Raw genomic sequence first — 16,211 nt, 5'->3', positions numbered from 1 at the left:
ACTTAAGCCTCCAATTGTTCAAATGCTTGTTTTAAGTCTGCCAGGATATCCTTAACGTTTTCGATTCCACAGGAAATACGAATCAGTCCAGGAGAAATACCGGCATTTTTCAATTCCTCGTCTGACAGTTGACGGTGAGTAGATGTTGCAGGATGCAACGCACATGTCCGAATATCCGCTACATGAACCTCTAAGGATACCAAGGATAGGGCGTCAAGCCATTTCGCTGCTGCTTCTTTTCCAGCACCTACTTCAAACGAGATCACACCACACAAGCCATTTGGCACGTATTTTTGAGCCAACGCATAGTTTTCATCACTTTCCAAACCAGGATACGTCACTGATGAAACAGATGGTTGTTCTTTTAAAAAGGCAGCAACCGCTAACGCATTTTGATAGTGTCGATCCATTCTAACTGCTAGTGTTTCCATGCCCAGATTCAACAAGAAAGAGTTCTGCGGAGACGGTGTTGCACCTATATCTCTCATCAGCTGCACACGGGCTTTCGTAATATAAGCCGCAGGGCCAAAGGTTTCTGTATAAACCAAATTGTGGTAAGTCACGTCTGGCTCGCTCAATTGAGGAAACTTGCCATTATTCCAATTGAACTTTCCACTATCAACGATCACACCACCTGTTTGTACCGCATGACCATCCAAGTATTTTGTGGTACTGTGAATCACGATATCTGCTCCATACTCAATTGGTCGACAGAAATACGGCGTCGCAAAGGTATTGTCAATGATAAACGGTAGGTCTGCTTCATGCGCCAGCTGAACAAATTTTTCAATATCAAGAACGTGCATCGCCGGGTTCGCGATCGTCTCAGCGAATACGGCTTTTGTGTTGGGACGAATCGCTTTTTTTAACTCTTCCAACGGTGCTGTCTGATCGACAAAAGTGACCTCGATTCCCATTTTTCTAAAGGTATGTGCAAATAAATTGAATGTCCCTCCATAAACATAAGAAGAAGAAACGAGATGATCTCCAGATTCCAGAATGTTTAAAATAGCAAAAAAAGTAGCTGCCTGTCCCGAAGCTGTACATAGAGCACCAACGCCGCCTTCTAATGCTGCAATTTTTTCCTCGGCTGCATTCGTTGTTGGATTCCCGATCCGCGTGTAGAAATATCCTGCTGTTTCTAAATCAAAAAGCTTCCCGATCTCCTCTGTTGAATCATACGTATACGTCGTACTCTGAACGATTGGTGCTACTCTGGGTTCCCCGTTTCCCGGCTGATAGCCCGCATGCAAACATTTTGTTTCAAATTCCATAATCGATCCCTCCATGATTTCTCTGCTTCATTTTTTGTCATTCATCTCAATCGCGTCGTTGTTATAAGCAAAAAGCCCCCGTCTATTCCCGCATAATTGCGGAAAAGGACGGGAGCCTTAACTCCGTGTTACCACCTTTTTTCACTGCCACTTTGCAGCTGCAGCCTTAACCAGTACAGATGTCTCTCTCAAGTTCATCAATACTGTTATGCTATAACGGGCATTCCCGCTGATCGTTTATCTCGACGATTCACGACCATCTGCTCCAAGACCATCTTCCAAATTGCTTCCTTTGCTTCTTTTCACCTACCGAAGCTCTCTTAAAAATTCACCAATCTGTACTCTTCTTTTCAACGCGTATAACCTATGTTATTGCATACACTATACTTGATTTTACCAATTCAGTCAATAAGAAAAAGAGCTTGTTTATGTATGTATTCTCCATTTAACTAACACAAAAAACAACGAAAGAAACACACATTTATGTTCTTTCGTTGTTCAACATTTTCTATTTTATTCATTGAGCCAGTCGTTTGGCAACTTCGCTTTCACTCAGATGATGCCTTTGTACATAACGATTTGCCGGATGCTGACTACATTCCGGAGAGCAGCCACCCAAATGCTTTTCTTCATTTTCTTCTGAGGCAAGAATCTGTCTATTGCAATAAGGATTGGCACAGTTGATATAGCGTTCACACGGTGTACCATCAAACCAGTCTTTCCCGATGACTTGCTTATCAACTTTATTGATTTCTACACTGATTCGTTCATCAAACACATACATCTTCCCATCCCAGAATTCACCTTGCGTTTTCGGATCTCTGCCATAATTTGCAATACCGCCATGCAGCTGAGCAACATTCTCAAACCCTTCACGAAGAAGCCACCCTGAGAATTTTTCACAGCGAATCCCGCCTGTACAATAGGTGACCACCCTTTTATCCATAAACTGTTCTTTATTGTCACGAATCCATTGTGGCAGCTCTCTAAAATTTCGTATGTCTGGACGAATCGCTCCACGAAAATGACCCAGATCATATTCATAATCATTTCTGGCATCCAACACAATAGTGTTTTCATCGATCAAAGCTTCTCGGAAATCTTCCGGGTCAAGGTAGTTTCCTGTCAATTCTAAAGGATTGATATCATCTTCCAAATTTAGAGCAACCAGCTCATTTCTTGCACGAACAAACATTTTTTTGAAGGCATGTTCTTCCGCAGTATCCACTTTGAAAAAGGTATCTTTAAAACGTTCGTCTGCCAGCATCGTTTCCATGTACTTGTTGGTCTCTTCTACTGTCCCAGACAGCGTCCCATTGATTCCTTCAGTTGCCACCAAAATCCTACCCTTTAAATGCAACGACTGACAAAAGGCCAAATGTTCCTTGGCAAATTGTTCCGGCTCTTTGATCGTCGTGTATTGATAATATAAAAGTACTTGGTAAGTCATCGTAAAGCTCCTTTATGTTTTAGTGATAGAATCCGTCACTTTCTACTCATACCGTTCTAGTATATAAAATGGAAAAGTCGAAACACCAGATTTATGCTTGTAGATAATTGCACAAATTTATAAAAGTCCGTTCTTATTATGATGCTGGCTGGCAAAATAAAAAATCCACCTTGATACAGATGGATTTTTTCTAGGTATGTCTATCTCATTCAGCTTTTTTCAAATGATACAGGAACTTGATTCCTATGACTATAAAGACAATCAAACCAACAAATAAAAACAGAAAGCCAATCGGTAATAAATAGAAATTCTCATGTAAAATTCCAGCAGCGTCAATATACTCTACTGAGTTAGCTTTGATCACTAGACAGGCAAATCCAAATAATAATAGAAAGGTCCCAAAAATAATGGAAAATAAATTGAATTTTGCTCGTCTGGTCTCACTACCATCCTGTATCAATTTTTCTGTAATATTGTTCATGTCGTTCCCTCCTAAAATCAATTCATCTAACGAAATATGAAATTTACTACTAATCAAAATCAACATTTCAAGGTCTGGGAGATTACGGTTATTTTCCCAATTCGATACAGCTTGTCTTGTTACATTTAATTGTGCCGCAAACTGTTCCTGTGTTAGTTGATTTTCTTTTCTCAGTTCTCTAATCTTCTCTCCAAATTCCATCGTAAAATTTCCTTTCGTTAGCCTTTTATTATCGTAGAGGTTTTTCTCTTTATAAACAAGAAAGTGTTGCTTGCATCACTGATAAATCTAGGGAAAGCTAAGCTAGCATTGCGTAATTGCTTCTATGATAGATAGTTATTAAGTAAAAAAATAAGTAGACAACTACGTCCAGCTTTTCAAGTATAGAATCACTGAATATATTTGTCTACTTTCTGATACAGCTCTTCTAAAGCTGTTATTCTCTATAGGAGTCTGCTGTTATTGTTCGGATACAGCAAAATAATTGCCATCATTATCTGCGAAATTAAATACCAAGTCCCCACCCGGCAATTGAACCAGATCCCCAAGAGTCACACCTTGTTCCTGCATTCCTTTATAAAGACCTGTGATATCTTCACTGAAAAACATCAAAGAAGGCGTATTTCCAGCTACCTCTGGAGAATGTTGCTGAATGAAAGCCAGCTCGTACAAGACGATTCTCGTAGATGAGGTCTCACTAGGGGCAATTTCTACAACAATCGTGCCATCCACTGCATCTCTTTCTTTTTCAATAAAGCCGATACTTTGCCAGAATTTACTGGATTCATTCACATCATTCACATATAACATGATTTTTACTTGTTCTGTAAACATTTCTTTCCCTCCAACAATTTATATAAGTCTATACAATCTATTTTAACTTATGTTATGCTAAAAAAATAACTATTTGTTCATAAGGGGGAATTAAAAATGAAATTAACTGTTTTAGTGGATAATAATGTCTATATCGATCATTATTATTATGGTGAGCCTGCGTTATCTCTTTTTATTGAAGATGAAGAAGAATCGATTCTTTTTGACACCGGATACAGCCATGTCTTTTTTGAAAATGCAAAAAAACTGGGGGTTGATTTGACGCGTAGTCAAAAACTAGTTCTTTCACATGGGCATAACGATCACACGGGCGGATTGGTTCATATTGATTCTCTTTTTACAAAGCAAAAACCGGAAATTATCGCACATCCTTTAACCTTTTTTCCAAAAAGAGCAGAGGAAGGCGCGATCGGTTCTCCTGAAAGTGCAGAAAAACTGCGGGAAAATTATCTATTGACTCTATCTAAAACGCCGATCTCGGTTTCAACGAACATTACTTTCTTGGGAGAAATTCCTCAACTAGTCAATTTTGAACCTCGTCAGCAGGTCGGCGAAACGAAGCTTGAAGATGCCTATGTTGCTGATTATGTATTAGATGATTCCGCGTTGGTTTTCAAAGGAAAAGAGGGTATCTATATTATCACTGGGTGTTCTCATAGTGGTATCTGTAATATCTGTGAATACGCCAAAGAAGTGACTGGTGTTGATAAAATCAGCGGTGTGATCGGTGGCTTTCACTTGTTTGAGGAAGATGAACAGTTAGCCGAAACCATTCGCTATTTTAAAGAAAACAACATACCTGAGCTTTTGCCTTGTCACTGTGTTTCTTTTGCAGCGAAATCAGCGATCCATCAGGAAATACCAATTGGTGAGGTGGGCGTTGGGATGAGTATTGAGTGGGACTAATACTTCTCTTCTGTTCGTTGAATATCTTGAACTATGATCTATTGATGGTCATAGTTTTTTTATTCCTTATTCGATTGCATACATACAGTATGTATGCTAAAATAAGAAAAACAATTTAGGAGGACAAAAAAATGACTAGTTTCTATCCTGTACTTATGAGCCAAACTATCGAAGAATCAACACGCTTCTTTATCGAGCTTTTTCATTTTGAAGTAACCTTTACAAGCGAGTGGTATGTGAGTTTAAAGAATGAACAAAACTTTGAATTAGCTTTAATCGACAGCAGTCATGAGACGATTCCTGATAAATATAAAGCCAATTGCAAAGGAGTCATCCTGAACTTTGAGGTCGAGGATGTCGACAAGGTTTATGCTGAGATTACCAATAGAAAAGATGTTTCTATAATAATGGAGATAAAGAATGAAGCATTTGGACAGAGGCATTTTATGATCGAAAGTCCTGACGAATTACTTATTGATGTCATTCAAAATATCCCTCCTAGCGAAGAATATCTGGAAAGCTATACGACTTTGGAGAATGAACATGACTAAAAACAAAAAAGAACTAGCTTCTATCAAAACCACACAGAACCTGATAGCAACCGCTAGAAAACACTTCGCTTCCTATGGCTATGCAAAAACTTCTCTTGAAGCAATTGTAGAGGATATAGATATCACACGTGGTGCGCTCTACCACCATTTCAAAGGAAAAAAGGCGCTATTTCTCGCTGTATTGAAACAGGTACAAACGGAGGTGGGAGCAAATGTGGAGAAAGAAGCTATGACTTCTGATGATAACTGGGAACAGCTGGTTCTAGGCTGTGTCGGTTTTGTCGCCTCTGCTACTTTGGAGACAAATCGAAGAATCTTGCTGATCGATGCACCTAACGTGATCGATTGGACCGAGTGGCGCAAAATCGATAATGAAAATTCAGTTGCTCTGCTTGAAGAACAGCTTTTGGTCCTTCAAGAGAACGACGAGCTGATCAACTTAGACGTTCGCATGATCGCACATATGATTTCCGGCGCACTAAATGATCTTTCTTTGTATCAAGCTGAGACAGACATGCTGGATAAAGACAAATGCCATGTTGCAATCACTCACTTATTGAAAGGTTTTAGAAAAAATGGGCATAAAGGTTAAGGATTATTATACATGCGAATACGCCAATGATTTAGCACAAAAAATAGCACAGGTCTATCCTGCATTTGATTCAGAATTGTTTCTCTCGTTGCTTTCACCCACTCTTGAACAGCTTGAATTTAATGATCGGCAAGTATTACTCGCACAGGCGCTAAAGGAAAGCATCCCACTTGATTATCAAGCAACGATCCAGATTTTCCAGCAGATTCTTGGCCCTGAATTAGAAGGCAGTCTGGGGATGTTTACCGAAGGGTATTGGTTATGGCCGCTTGGAAAATATGTAGAATTGTATGGAGAGACAGATTTCGAGACCAGTACCTCCTTTAGCAAAGAGCTAACCAAACGTTTTACCGGAGAATTCTGTATGCGCCCCATCATTGCCGCTTTTCCCGAAAAATCGATGGCTTTGCTTTTGGAATGGAGTGTTGATGAGAACAAACGTGTTCGGCGCCTTGCTAGCGAATGTCTGCGTATCCGTCTACCTTGGGCTAAAAAAATGTTTGTTGCTCTTGAGCATTTTGATGCCTACTCTGAACTACTGACAAATCTAAAGGATGATCCAGATAAGACCATTCAAAAGAGTGTCGCCAATAATCTGAATGATCTCTATAAGGAAGATACAGAAAAATTCGACTTGATTCTCTCCTCTTGGAAGACGCCGGAGATGACCAAGGAATGTGCCTGGGTCATCAATCACGCTTCAAGAACCAAACGGAAACAGGAAATGGTGCAAGATTAAATAAATAGTTATAGTAACAGGCATGGAACAAAGTCACCATGCCTGCTTTTTAGTACTTTTTTCTCACAAATACTGGTTGCTTAGGTATTCCTTTTCATTCAATCTAATGCTTGATTGGTCGAAGAAGCTCCTGCATACGCAAATCGATGGTTCATTAATTTGAACGAAAAGCTTTCTCGATCAACGATTCCAACTGTTTGGTCACTATGATAAAGTGCCAACAAGAATTCTGCGGCTTCTTCACTGGAATGATACGTTCCGAATGCTTCATCATAATCATATGTCTCTCGGTCGTTTGCCGTTCGCCCAAAGGCAGTTTTTGTTGCTGCCGGAGCGAATACTTTTGCTTGTAGAGGCGAATGAGCAGCTTGCAGTTCCAACGCTAAAGCTTCTGTAAATGCACTGACGTAGAATTTGCTGGCACAGTAAGTCACTGCTGTTGGAACCATCGTATAACCGCCAGCTGACGAAACATTAATCAGTTGGGTTCCTTCCTTCTGCTGATATTTTTTTACATATAAGATGGAGAAAAGCGTTAATGCTTCAACATTTAGTGACAACAGCTGTTTTGTTTTTGCTACTTCTTGCTCCTGAACAGCACCATAATGACCAAACCCGGCATTGTTTACCCACACTTCAATAAAGTAGCTATCCAATTCCTCAAACAACTTTTCTACTTTTTCACTATCTGTCAAATCTGCAACTTTTATAATAACCTCAAGCTTTGGATATTTTTCAAGAAGCTTTGTCTTCAAACGGTGTAACCTTTCTTCCCTTCGCGCAATCACAATCAAATGTTTTCCTTGCTCTGCAAATTTTTCAGCAGCTGCCCAGCCAATCCCTGAGCTGGCGCCAGTAATCGCTACATATTTTTTCATTGTTATTCCTCCTCACTGTTGTATTCCTACTTTACATGCTGGAGTGTACTCTATGTCAATAAAAAAACTGATTCCATTATTATTGGAATCAGCGTTTATTTTCTGGTTCAAGCATCTTTTTATAAATTGTCATCTTCCCCATCAAAAAATCCATATTCTGATCAAGCTCTTCTCTTCGGCGCATAAGAAGCTCATACTGATCGTTGAGCAACTCAAGTCTATCCGCGACTGTTTTATCTCCTTGATACCGTAATGCAGCGTACTCCTGAATCTTTTTGATTGGCATCCCAATCTGTTTTAAGCGTTTAATAAATTCTATCCAAGCCACATCGTTTTCATCATACACTCTACGATTGATAGCATTACGTTTTGGAATAATCAAGCCTTCTTTCTCGTAATAACGTAAGGTGTCGATTGATAGACTTACTTTTTTAGAAAATACACCGATCGTATCTGCCATAGCTGTTCCTCTCCTATTACCCAAGATTATGTTTTCAGTTCATGTGGTTTATGATCCTCTTTCATGATTTCATTATCCTTGATCATTTCTAAGCTAATGTGCAGTCGGTTTGCATAATTTTCATAGCCTAATACATTGGCAAAAATATCAATGATTGTCTGACATTGCTTGATACCGGTCGCATCACCTTTTTTTATTAAAATGATTCCTTTTACATATTTTGCAAATAAATCATAGTGGATGAAATGAGTATCTCTGTTTGCATCAATATCACTTAAATAACGTTCAATGATTTTTTCACCTGATTCAAGCGCACCTTTCCGGCATAGCTCGTAAGCCGCATGAATAATAAAATCGCAAATCGAGTGGTAATTCACACTCTCTTCATAGCCTGCATCTAAAAACCTTTTACACCTATAGTAAAGCTCATCTATGGTCAAGGAGCGACAAGCTGTATAGGAAATAAGAAAAAGTTCAAAATACCCCCACTCCTCCACTCGACTTAAATAAGCAGTAACCGGTGTCAAATCAAAATGATCTACCGAATATGGTTGAAATATCAATTTATAATAGCACTCTGCAGCGATACTTAATAAATGGTAGTGTTGGTTTCCAGTTTCACGATATAAATCAGTTGTTTTGGTGATTATCTTTTTGAGTTGGATAGAATCACTTTTTCTCAAAGCAGCATCTACTTCTCGTTCAAAATCCTTTATGTAATTTTCTAAAACGAACCGTTCTTCTTCGTGGATAAATTCTTTCATTGTTACCTGTATTCTTTCCAAAAGAAGCAATAGATTCGTAAAGCTGATATCACTATCCCCTTTTTCAAATTTTCTCAAAAATTGCGGTGATACTATGCCAGTTGCTGTTTCTTTAATGGTCATTCCTTTTTTTTCGCGATAATACTTAAATCGGACCCCCGTTTTCTCTTTCATCCCATACCTCCAAAAAAACTATAGTTTCATCTTACACTATAATTCCTCTGATTATTTGAAAAATTCGGTGCTTACGAAATAATAGTATTAAAAAGAAAGAAATCGCTTTTTTACATGCTATATTTTTTATAAGCTGATCAGTATAAAAAAAGGAAGAGAAAGAGGTGCCTTATGGCAAAAGAAAAAGATATCTACGATTTCATGGTCGAGTTAGGTTTGGAACCTATCAAAAATCGAGCAATCGTTGTAAAATATGCACCAAAAAATTTGAGTGCCCGAGTTGCTGATTTTTTTGTTGGAGAATACTTTATTCTTCAACTTTGTCAACAGGAAGTTGCTTTTATTCCTGTTTCTACATGGAACCTAAACTTGAAAAAAGAGGATGTACGGGAAAATGGCTTGCTGACAATAAAAAATGAGCATATTCAAAAGCTATCTGTTGAGGATAGCGGCTTCAATACACTCGTTTCAATAGATACAGAAGAACAAACGATTCAACTGAATATCCAACAAAAGGAGCTTAGCGATTTTCGTTCAAGTGGTATTATTGGATATGAAGCAAGCACTTCGGGAGCTGCCTATAAAAATTGGCATAAGGAAAACTTTGAAAGCACGATGATAGACCTTCAAGCGCTCGCAGTTGCTGGTGTCTAATCGATTTTCTTTCATAAGAAAAAATAACTTGTACCGACTATATATGAATAATTCCCTCATAGATAGCCGGTACAAGCCTTTTTATATGTTTAAATCCAAAAACGGTTTTATTTAAGCCTTCACAACTGAAATCCGTTCCTTGATATGCTTTCCATTTTCAATCTCATCAACCATCGCTACTGCATAATCTGCGTAGCTGATGACACTTTCACCATTACTATTCAAAGTCAGCTCTTCTCCTGCTACTGAATACTTCCCTGTCTTTTCTCCATCCGCTTGAAAATCTGCCGCTGGGCTGATATATGTCCAGTTCACATCATTACGGTTTTTCAATGCTGCTAACGCTTTACCCATGTTTGAAGCCAATGGTTTGAATGCTTCTGGAAAATCAGGCGTATTCATCAATTCAACTGTATGCTCAGGATCAACATACAAGCTGCCTGCTCCGCCGACTACCAATAAGCGTGTGGCGGTATTGCTAAGAATATCAGCAAGATGCTTCAATGATGTTTGATGCTCTTCCATTTTCTCCGGATCAAATATGCCAAACGCATCAACAACTACATCAAAATCGTTCAAATCTTCTGTAGTCAAATCATACAAATCTTTGATCAACTGATACTGTGCCTTGGTTTTGTTTTCTCCACGGACAACAGCAGTCACCTCATGTCCACGTGCGACAGCTTCCTCAACAATCTGTTTTCCTGCTTTACCATTTGCTGCTACTACGGCAATTTTCATCTTCCATTCCTCCAATAATTTGTATTCCTACTTGTTTTAATAGGTCGATAAACTTATAATAGCTTCATAAGTAACTATTGTAAAGTAAGCACATTTTTGTTACCTAGGTACCCATAAGTAACTATAGAAAGAAAAAGGAGTAAGAAAAATGAATAAACCCTTACCAAAATGTCCGGTCGAAACAACCTTGATGTTGATTAGTGACCGTTGGAAAGTCTTGATTCTTCGTGACTTGATGGATGGGACTATGCGATTTGGCGAGCTTCATCGTTCCATTGGCGCGATTTCAAAAAAAGTTCTGACTAGTAATCTACGTACAATGGAAGCGGATGGTTTGTTGGTGCGAGAAGTTTTCGCTGAGGTACCACCACGAGTAGAATATACCCTGACGGAAGTTGGCTATAGCCTTAAGCCAATTCTGGATGTCATGTTAGACTGGGGCACCTCTTATCAAGAACTGGTTAAAAATAAAGAAGTCAGCTAGCTTCAAACAAAAAAAGACATGGATCGGAGTCCTGTTTTCTCGGTTCTATAATATTTTGTGTTGGTGGAAATTCCTAAAGGAAAAACCACCAGCACTTTTTTGAGTGTTCAAACACAAAAAAGGAACAACAAACTGATAAAATGAAATCGACAAAAACCACAAATCATCAGAAAGGTTGTTCCTCTATGGATAAGAATACCAGATTATTGCTTGGACTAACAGATAAACATCTCTCCTTTGGAGAGGATTGGCTTGAATACAGTCATTCAAAAGGTGTTAAGGCTCAGGTCATCAAAGCAACACTTACGTATATACCTACACATTGTAGAAACTGTGGCATTAAAAATCAAGGACAGATCATCAAAAACGGTTACCATCGGACATATACTCAATTACCTGTTTTTAATGGTCGCTTGACATTATTGGAGCTGAAACGTTCACGCTTTCGTTGTCATGAGTGTCACGCTACTTTTCACGCTCAAACAGAGTTAGTTGAAGAGCATCATCATTTATCGAAGCAGCTCTGTCTCCAAATCATGCTTGATTTAAAGAAAAATGTTTCTAGGAAAGAGATTGCCCAAAAACATTTCGTTTCAGACGTGACGGTTCTTCGCTTAATGGAAGAGCTAGCTACTTCTTATTCTCCAAACTGGCGATTTCTTCCAAAAATTTTATGTATTGATGAATTCAAATCAATGAAATCTTGTGAAGGAGCCATGAGTTTTATTTGTGTTAATGGAGAAACCAACAAGATTCTTGAAGTCCTTGAAGACCGACGGTTAACACACTTAACCCGACACTTTATGCGTTACACAAAAGAAGCTCGAGAAAACGTAAAGTACCTGGTCATGGACATGAATGCGAGCTATGATCAATTACTCAAGTCTGTGTTTCCAAATGCCCAACTCGTCACTGACCGATTCCACATTGTCCAACAGATGAATCGAGCGTTAAATCAACTGCGGATAAAGACAATGAATGCCTTTCGGCATTCCTCACCGCTAGAACAGAAGCAATATCGTCGACTCAAACGGTATTGGAAGTTACTCTTAAAAGATTCCTCTGAACTTGATAGTCAACATCGTCCCTATCATTCACTGTTCAAACGTCCATTAACTCAAACAGATATTGTCGATGAATTACTCAGCTATGATTCAACCTTGCGCATTGCTTACGATACTGTTCAATTTCTCAAATATGCCTTTACTCATCGAGACGCCAAGCGTTTCTTTGAAGAACTTGATACACTAGATCCCCGACTGCCTTTCTGGTTCAAAAAGAAATTGAGATTCTTCAAGAAGCACAGACAAGGAATTACCAATGCTTTCAGTTTTTCTTTTTCTAATGGCATTACAGAAGGGTTGAACAACAAGATTAAGGTAATCAAACGAGTGGCTTATGGCTACCGCAATTTCTATCATTTTCGTTCACGTATTTACATTGTTCAAGGTCTTGTTTTTTCTCAAGATTAAAAGGAGGCTCACAACCAATATCTCTGCAGCTATAAAGGTAAATCGGGAATTAGTAGCTGTTATCCAAGTACATGTACAGCTACTTTGACTCGATTTAGGAATGGAATTGGCGCTTTTTGCCAAGTCGCTTCCGGCCAGCTGCCCAGATAATTGGCAGAAGTCCTCCTATTTCTAAAAAAGAACTTGAAACAAAACCAGAATGTCTCTGATTTTTATTCCAAGTTCTACGATTTTATTCAGTTTTTTGTCCTACCAACACAAATTGACATAGAACCGTTTTCTCCGATCCATGTCTTTTTATTTCTCTATTTTGCTTCTACAACTAATTCATCATCTGTAATGACAGAGCGATCCAATTGATCGATTCGAGAGCTGGCAACCATACCTGCTACCATGCTGTCACTCACGTTTACTGCTGTTCTTGCCATGTCGATCAATGGCTCTACAGAAATAACCAAACCAACAATTGCTACTGGCAAGTTCATTGCGCCAAGAACGATCAATGAAGCAAAGGTCGCACCACCACCAACTCCGGCAACACCGAAGGAGCTGATTGTTACGATGGCGATCAACATCAAGACGAATTCTAAGCTGAATACATCAATTCCTACCGTTGGCGCTACAATTGTTGCAAGCATCGCAGGATAAACTCCCGCACAGCCGTTCTGACCAATGGACAAGCCAAAGCTTGCCGCAAAATTCGCTGTTGTTTCATCGACACCCAGCGCTTTTGTTTGAGTTTCAATATTTAAAGGTAGTGCTCCTGCACTTGATCTTGAAGTAAAAGCAAAGCTCAATACCGGGAATGCTTTTTTCAAGTAGTTCAACGGGTTAACCTTTATTGCTGCTAGAATAGCCAAATGGAGCAACAAAACAACAATCAACGCCGCATAGGATGCCACTACAAATTTACCTAAGTTCAAAATTGCTTCAAAATCACTTGTCGCTACGACACTTGTCATCAACGCCAAGACCCCATAAGGTGTTAAACGTAGAACTAATGTAACGATTCTCATAACGATTTTGTACAAACTATCAATCAAATTAGCAAAAAATTCCGCTTCTTTTGGCGCTTTTTTCTTTACGCCAAGATACGCGATACCTACGAAAGCCGCAAAGATAACGACCCCAATCGTACTTGTTGCTCGCGTGCCGGCAAGATCTGCAAAAACATTTTTCGGGATAAATGACAGGATTTGCTGTGGAATAGACAGATTTTCAATCGTTTCCTGTCTCGTTGCCAGCTCAGCGATACGTGCTGTTTCTGCTGTACCTTCTGTAAACTGCGCCCCTTGTAATCCAAATAAAATAGTACTGCCATATCCAATCAATGCCGCTACTGCTGTCGTTCCTAATAAAGTAGCCAAAACATTAAAGCTGATTTTTCCCAGCTTATTGGACTCTTTCATTTTTGTAAATGCTCCTACGATAGAAACAAATACCAATGGCATGATCAACATTTGCAATAACGCTACATAACCATTACCAACGATTCCGATCCATTCCATTGCTTGAGTAGTAATATCGCTCTGTGTACCAAAAGCGATTTGAATGATTGCGCCCAATACGATACCTACACCTAACGCCGCAAATACCCGTGTTGAGAATTTCAAGTGTTTTGCCTGCATCCGATAAAAGGCATAAACTACGCCAAGAAATGCAAGAACCACTAAAACTGTGATGAGTGTTGTCATTTTTTTCCTCCTGTGTTCATTTATTTTAATGACAAGTCCACCAAAGGAAGTAAAGGTTCCCGGTAGCCACTCTTCAGCAGCTACCCTGAATTAAACATTCAGTGATAGATATATTTTAACTTATTAAAAGGAAGAAAAGCGATTTTTTTGCTTATTGCCTGATACAAAAACAAAACTAGCGATAGCCTAAAGCTATCGCTAGTTTTTATTTACTACTCTTCTTCCGGTTGTGATGACTGGAAGTTTAATTGAATGCCCGGCTTATCTAAAGCAATTTCTGTTAACTCATAAGCCATGCGCTTCACGATATCGAACAATGGAGCAACTAATTCATCTACATCTTCTTGAGATAAATCTTGTTGGTTCGCAATTTTACGATTAATAATATGCGATACTTGGCTAACTGCTCCTGACAATACATACTCATCAAAAGCTAAACGAAACTCCAAGCGTGACGCAATAATTGTATTTTCAGCAGGATAGTTCTCATCTTTTGATTCGATTGGAGAAAATCCTACACGTAGTTGTGTCTCAACTTCTGCATCTGGTTTACGCATGTCATAGTGAAAGCCTTCCACTAGTTCTTGTTGACGTTTGATTTCCAACTGATATCACCCTCCTTATAAAAATTATTATAACATATCCATATCTATTTTATTGCTCAAAAATAAATTATTTATACGCTAATTTTTAAACGAATGGATCGGCGCCGGGATTCGTCCCCCCCGTAAAATGAAATCTGTAGAAGCATATGGATTAACCTTCATTACCGGTGCTCTTCCCAATAAACCACCGAATTCCACCATATCGCCAACCTTTGTATCTTTCGCCGGAATGATCCGAACAGCAGTTGTCTTATGATTGATTACACCAATCGCTGCTTCATCAGCAATCATGGCTGCAATCGTCTCAGCAGATGTCGCACCCGGAATCGCAATCATATCCAACCCAACCGAGCAAATAGCTGTCATCGCTTCAAGCTTTTCAAGATTTAACGCGCCATTGTTCACAGCATCAATCATACCAGCATCCTCAGAAACCGGGATAAATGCGCCTGAAAGACCGCCAACATGATTACACGCCATCACGCCGCCTTTTTTCACAGCATCGTTTAGTAAAGCCAAAGCTGCCGTTGTACCATGTGTCCCCACACTTTCCAGACCCATTTCTTCCAGGATATGTGCCACACTATCTCCTACAGCAGGCGTAGGTGCTAAGGACAAATCGACGATCCCAAATGGTACATCCAGGCGTTGGGAAGCGATTCGGCCAACCAACTGACCCATTCGTGTGATTTTGAACGCCGTTTGCTTCACAACCTCAGCGATCACATCAAAAGGTTCGCCTTTGACTTTTTCTAACGCACGTTTAACGACACCCGGTCCACTGACTCCAACATTAATAACACAATCTGCTTCTCCTACACCGTGGAACGCTCCAGCCATAAACGGATTATCCTCTACTGCATTCGCAAAAACAACCAGCTTGGCACAGCCCATATCAGATTTTTCAGCTGTTTCTTTGATAATGTATCCCATGTGACGAACCGCATCCATGTTGATTCCTGCTCTTGTCGAACCAATGTTAACGGAAGAACAGACAAAATCAGTTTCCGCCAAGGCTTGAGGAATCGAGTTGATCAAACGATCATCACCAAACTGATAGCCCTTCTCCACTAATGCACTGAAGCCGCCGATAAAATTGACGCCCACTGCTTGAGCCGCTTTATCTAAAGTTATTGCGTATTTTACATAATCCTCATCTGCACTTGCTGCTGCAATGATGCTGATCGGTGTAACAGAGATTCGTTTATTGATGATCGGAATCCCATATTCTGCTTCGATGTCCTCACCAACTCGTACCAAATTTTTCGCTACACGTGTGATTTTATCGTAAATTTTCTGACAAGCCTTATCGCTGTCACTGTCAATACAATCCAATAAAGAAATCCCCATTGTAATCGTACGAATATCTAAATTTTCTTCTTCGATCATTCGAATCGTTTCTAATATTTGCGTGGTTTCCAAAATTTTCACCTCTGTTTTTAGTTAATGAACACCTTG

Annotated in this window: 18 protein-coding genes and 1 other annotated feature; of the genes, 7 read left to right on the top strand and 11 right to left on the bottom strand. The window is 39.3% G+C overall.

What is annotated here, in order from left to right:
* Nucleotides 1-2: 2 nt before the first annotated feature.
* The 4 genes from A5888_RS19350 to A5888_RS19335 form a co-directional block, all read right to left on the bottom strand.
* A complete protein-coding gene (locus A5888_RS19350; RefSeq protein WP_086349086.1) occupies nt 3-1,274 on the bottom strand; it encodes an O-acetylhomoserine aminocarboxypropyltransferase/cysteine synthase family protein in 1,272 nt (423 codons plus the stop codon).
* A 101-nt stretch (nt 1,275-1,375) separates the two neighbouring features.
* Nucleotides 1,376-1,637, bottom strand: a binding site (T-box leader).
* Nucleotides 1,638-1,791: 154 nt separating this feature from the next.
* On the bottom strand, nt 1,792-2,724 hold the full coding sequence (locus A5888_RS19345; protein WP_086349085.1) for a rhodanese-related sulfurtransferase: 933 nt from the start codon (nt 2,722-2,724) through the stop codon (nt 1,792-1,794).
* A gap of 205 nt (nt 2,725-2,929) precedes the next feature.
* The gene (locus tag A5888_RS19340; RefSeq protein WP_086349084.1) at nt 2,930-3,406 is read right to left on the bottom strand and encodes a DUF3955 domain-containing protein; all 477 of its coding nucleotides are present in this window, start codon (nt 3,404-3,406) and stop codon (nt 2,930-2,932) included.
* 258 nt (nt 3,407-3,664) lie between these two features.
* On the bottom strand, nt 3,665-4,039 hold the full coding sequence (locus A5888_RS19335; protein WP_086349083.1) for a VOC family protein: 375 nt from the start codon (nt 4,037-4,039) through the stop codon (nt 3,665-3,667).
* 96 nt (nt 4,040-4,135) lie between these two features.
* Here A5888_RS19335 and A5888_RS19330 point away from each other — a divergent pair, with 96 nt between their 5' ends.
* The 4 genes from A5888_RS19330 (at nt 4,136) to A5888_RS19315 (ending at nt 6,827) form a co-directional block, all read left to right on the top strand.
* Nucleotides 4,136-4,945, top strand: coding sequence for an MBL fold metallo-hydrolase (locus tag A5888_RS19330; protein WP_086349082.1), 810 nt, complete (start codon nt 4,136-4,138; stop codon nt 4,943-4,945).
* A gap of 131 nt (nt 4,946-5,076) precedes the next feature.
* The gene (locus A5888_RS19325; protein ID WP_086349081.1) at nt 5,077-5,496 is read left to right on the top strand and encodes a VOC family protein; all 420 of its coding nucleotides are present in this window, start codon (nt 5,077-5,079) and stop codon (nt 5,494-5,496) included.
* A complete protein-coding gene (locus A5888_RS19320) occupies nt 5,489-6,088 on the top strand; it encodes a TetR/AcrR family transcriptional regulator (RefSeq protein WP_086349080.1) in 600 nt (199 codons plus the stop codon). Before A5888_RS19325 ends, A5888_RS19320 begins: the two co-directional genes overlap by 8 nt.
* Nucleotides 6,072-6,827 carry a DNA alkylation repair protein gene (locus A5888_RS19315; RefSeq protein WP_086349079.1) on the top strand — a complete coding sequence of 252 codons (756 nt, stop codon included), beginning with the start codon at nt 6,072-6,074 and terminating at the stop codon, nt 6,825-6,827. Before A5888_RS19320 ends, A5888_RS19315 begins: the two co-directional genes overlap by 17 nt.
* 98 nt (nt 6,828-6,925) lie before the next feature.
* On the opposite strand, the gene A5888_RS19310 is transcribed toward A5888_RS19315, so the two are convergent.
* From A5888_RS19310 to A5888_RS19300, 3 genes are all read right to left on the bottom strand, one after another.
* Nucleotides 6,926-7,705, bottom strand: a complete 780-nt coding sequence (locus A5888_RS19310) for an SDR family NAD(P)-dependent oxidoreductase (RefSeq protein WP_086349078.1) — start codon at nt 7,703-7,705, stop codon at nt 6,926-6,928.
* An 88-nt stretch (nt 7,706-7,793) separates the two neighbouring features.
* Complete coding sequence (locus A5888_RS19305) at nt 7,794-8,165, bottom strand: MerR family transcriptional regulator (protein WP_086349077.1); 372 nt, start codon at nt 8,163-8,165, stop codon at nt 7,794-7,796.
* 26 nt (nt 8,166-8,191) lie between these two features.
* On the bottom strand, nt 8,192-9,103 hold the full coding sequence (locus A5888_RS19300; RefSeq protein WP_086349076.1) for a helix-turn-helix domain-containing protein: 912 nt from the start codon (nt 9,101-9,103) through the stop codon (nt 8,192-8,194).
* Between the two features lie 171 nt (nt 9,104-9,274).
* Between A5888_RS19300 and A5888_RS19295 the strand changes: the two genes are divergently transcribed.
* Nucleotides 9,275-9,757: a hypothetical protein gene (locus A5888_RS19295; protein ID WP_086349075.1), complete on the top strand. Its 483-nt coding sequence runs from the start codon at nt 9,275-9,277 to the stop codon at nt 9,755-9,757.
* A gap of 111 nt (nt 9,758-9,868) precedes the next feature.
* Here A5888_RS19295 and A5888_RS19290 read toward each other — a convergent pair whose 3' ends face one another.
* Nucleotides 9,869-10,498 carry an NAD(P)-dependent oxidoreductase gene (locus tag A5888_RS19290; protein WP_086349074.1) on the bottom strand — a complete coding sequence of 210 codons (630 nt, stop codon included), beginning with the start codon at nt 10,496-10,498 and terminating at the stop codon, nt 9,869-9,871.
* 148 nt (nt 10,499-10,646) lie between these two features.
* Between A5888_RS19290 and A5888_RS19285 the strand changes: the two genes are divergently transcribed.
* Entirely contained in the window at nt 10,647-10,982 is a 336-nt protein-coding gene (locus tag A5888_RS19285) for a winged helix-turn-helix transcriptional regulator (RefSeq protein ID WP_086349073.1), read from the top strand.
* A gap of 185 nt (nt 10,983-11,167) precedes the next feature.
* Nucleotides 11,168-12,454, top strand: coding sequence for an ISL3 family transposase (locus A5888_RS19280; RefSeq protein WP_086348158.1), 1,287 nt, complete (start codon nt 11,168-11,170; stop codon nt 12,452-12,454).
* Between the two features lie 305 nt (nt 12,455-12,759).
* Here the strand turns inward: A5888_RS19280 and A5888_RS19275 are convergent, their stop codons facing one another.
* From A5888_RS19275 to A5888_RS19265, 3 genes are all read right to left on the bottom strand, one after another.
* The gene (locus A5888_RS19275) at nt 12,760-14,148 is read right to left on the bottom strand and encodes an L-cystine transporter (protein ID WP_086349072.1); all 1,389 of its coding nucleotides are present in this window, start codon (nt 14,146-14,148) and stop codon (nt 12,760-12,762) included.
* A 212-nt stretch (nt 14,149-14,360) separates the two neighbouring features.
* A complete protein-coding gene (locus tag A5888_RS19270) occupies nt 14,361-14,753 on the bottom strand; it encodes a DUF1149 family protein (RefSeq protein ID WP_086349071.1) in 393 nt (130 codons plus the stop codon).
* Between the two features lie 78 nt (nt 14,754-14,831).
* Nucleotides 14,832-16,175, bottom strand: coding sequence for a PFL family protein (locus A5888_RS19265; RefSeq protein WP_086349070.1), 1,344 nt, complete (start codon nt 16,173-16,175; stop codon nt 14,832-14,834).
* Between the last annotated feature and the right edge of the window lie 36 nt (nt 16,176-16,211).

The sequence above is a fragment of the Enterococcus sp. 9E7_DIV0242 genome, from assembly GCF_002140975.2.
In the GTDB taxonomy this organism is placed as follows: Bacteria; Bacillota; Bacilli; order Lactobacillales; family Enterococcaceae; genus Enterococcus_L; species Enterococcus_L clewellii.
This window is presented reverse-complemented; position numbering and strand designations above follow the sequence as displayed.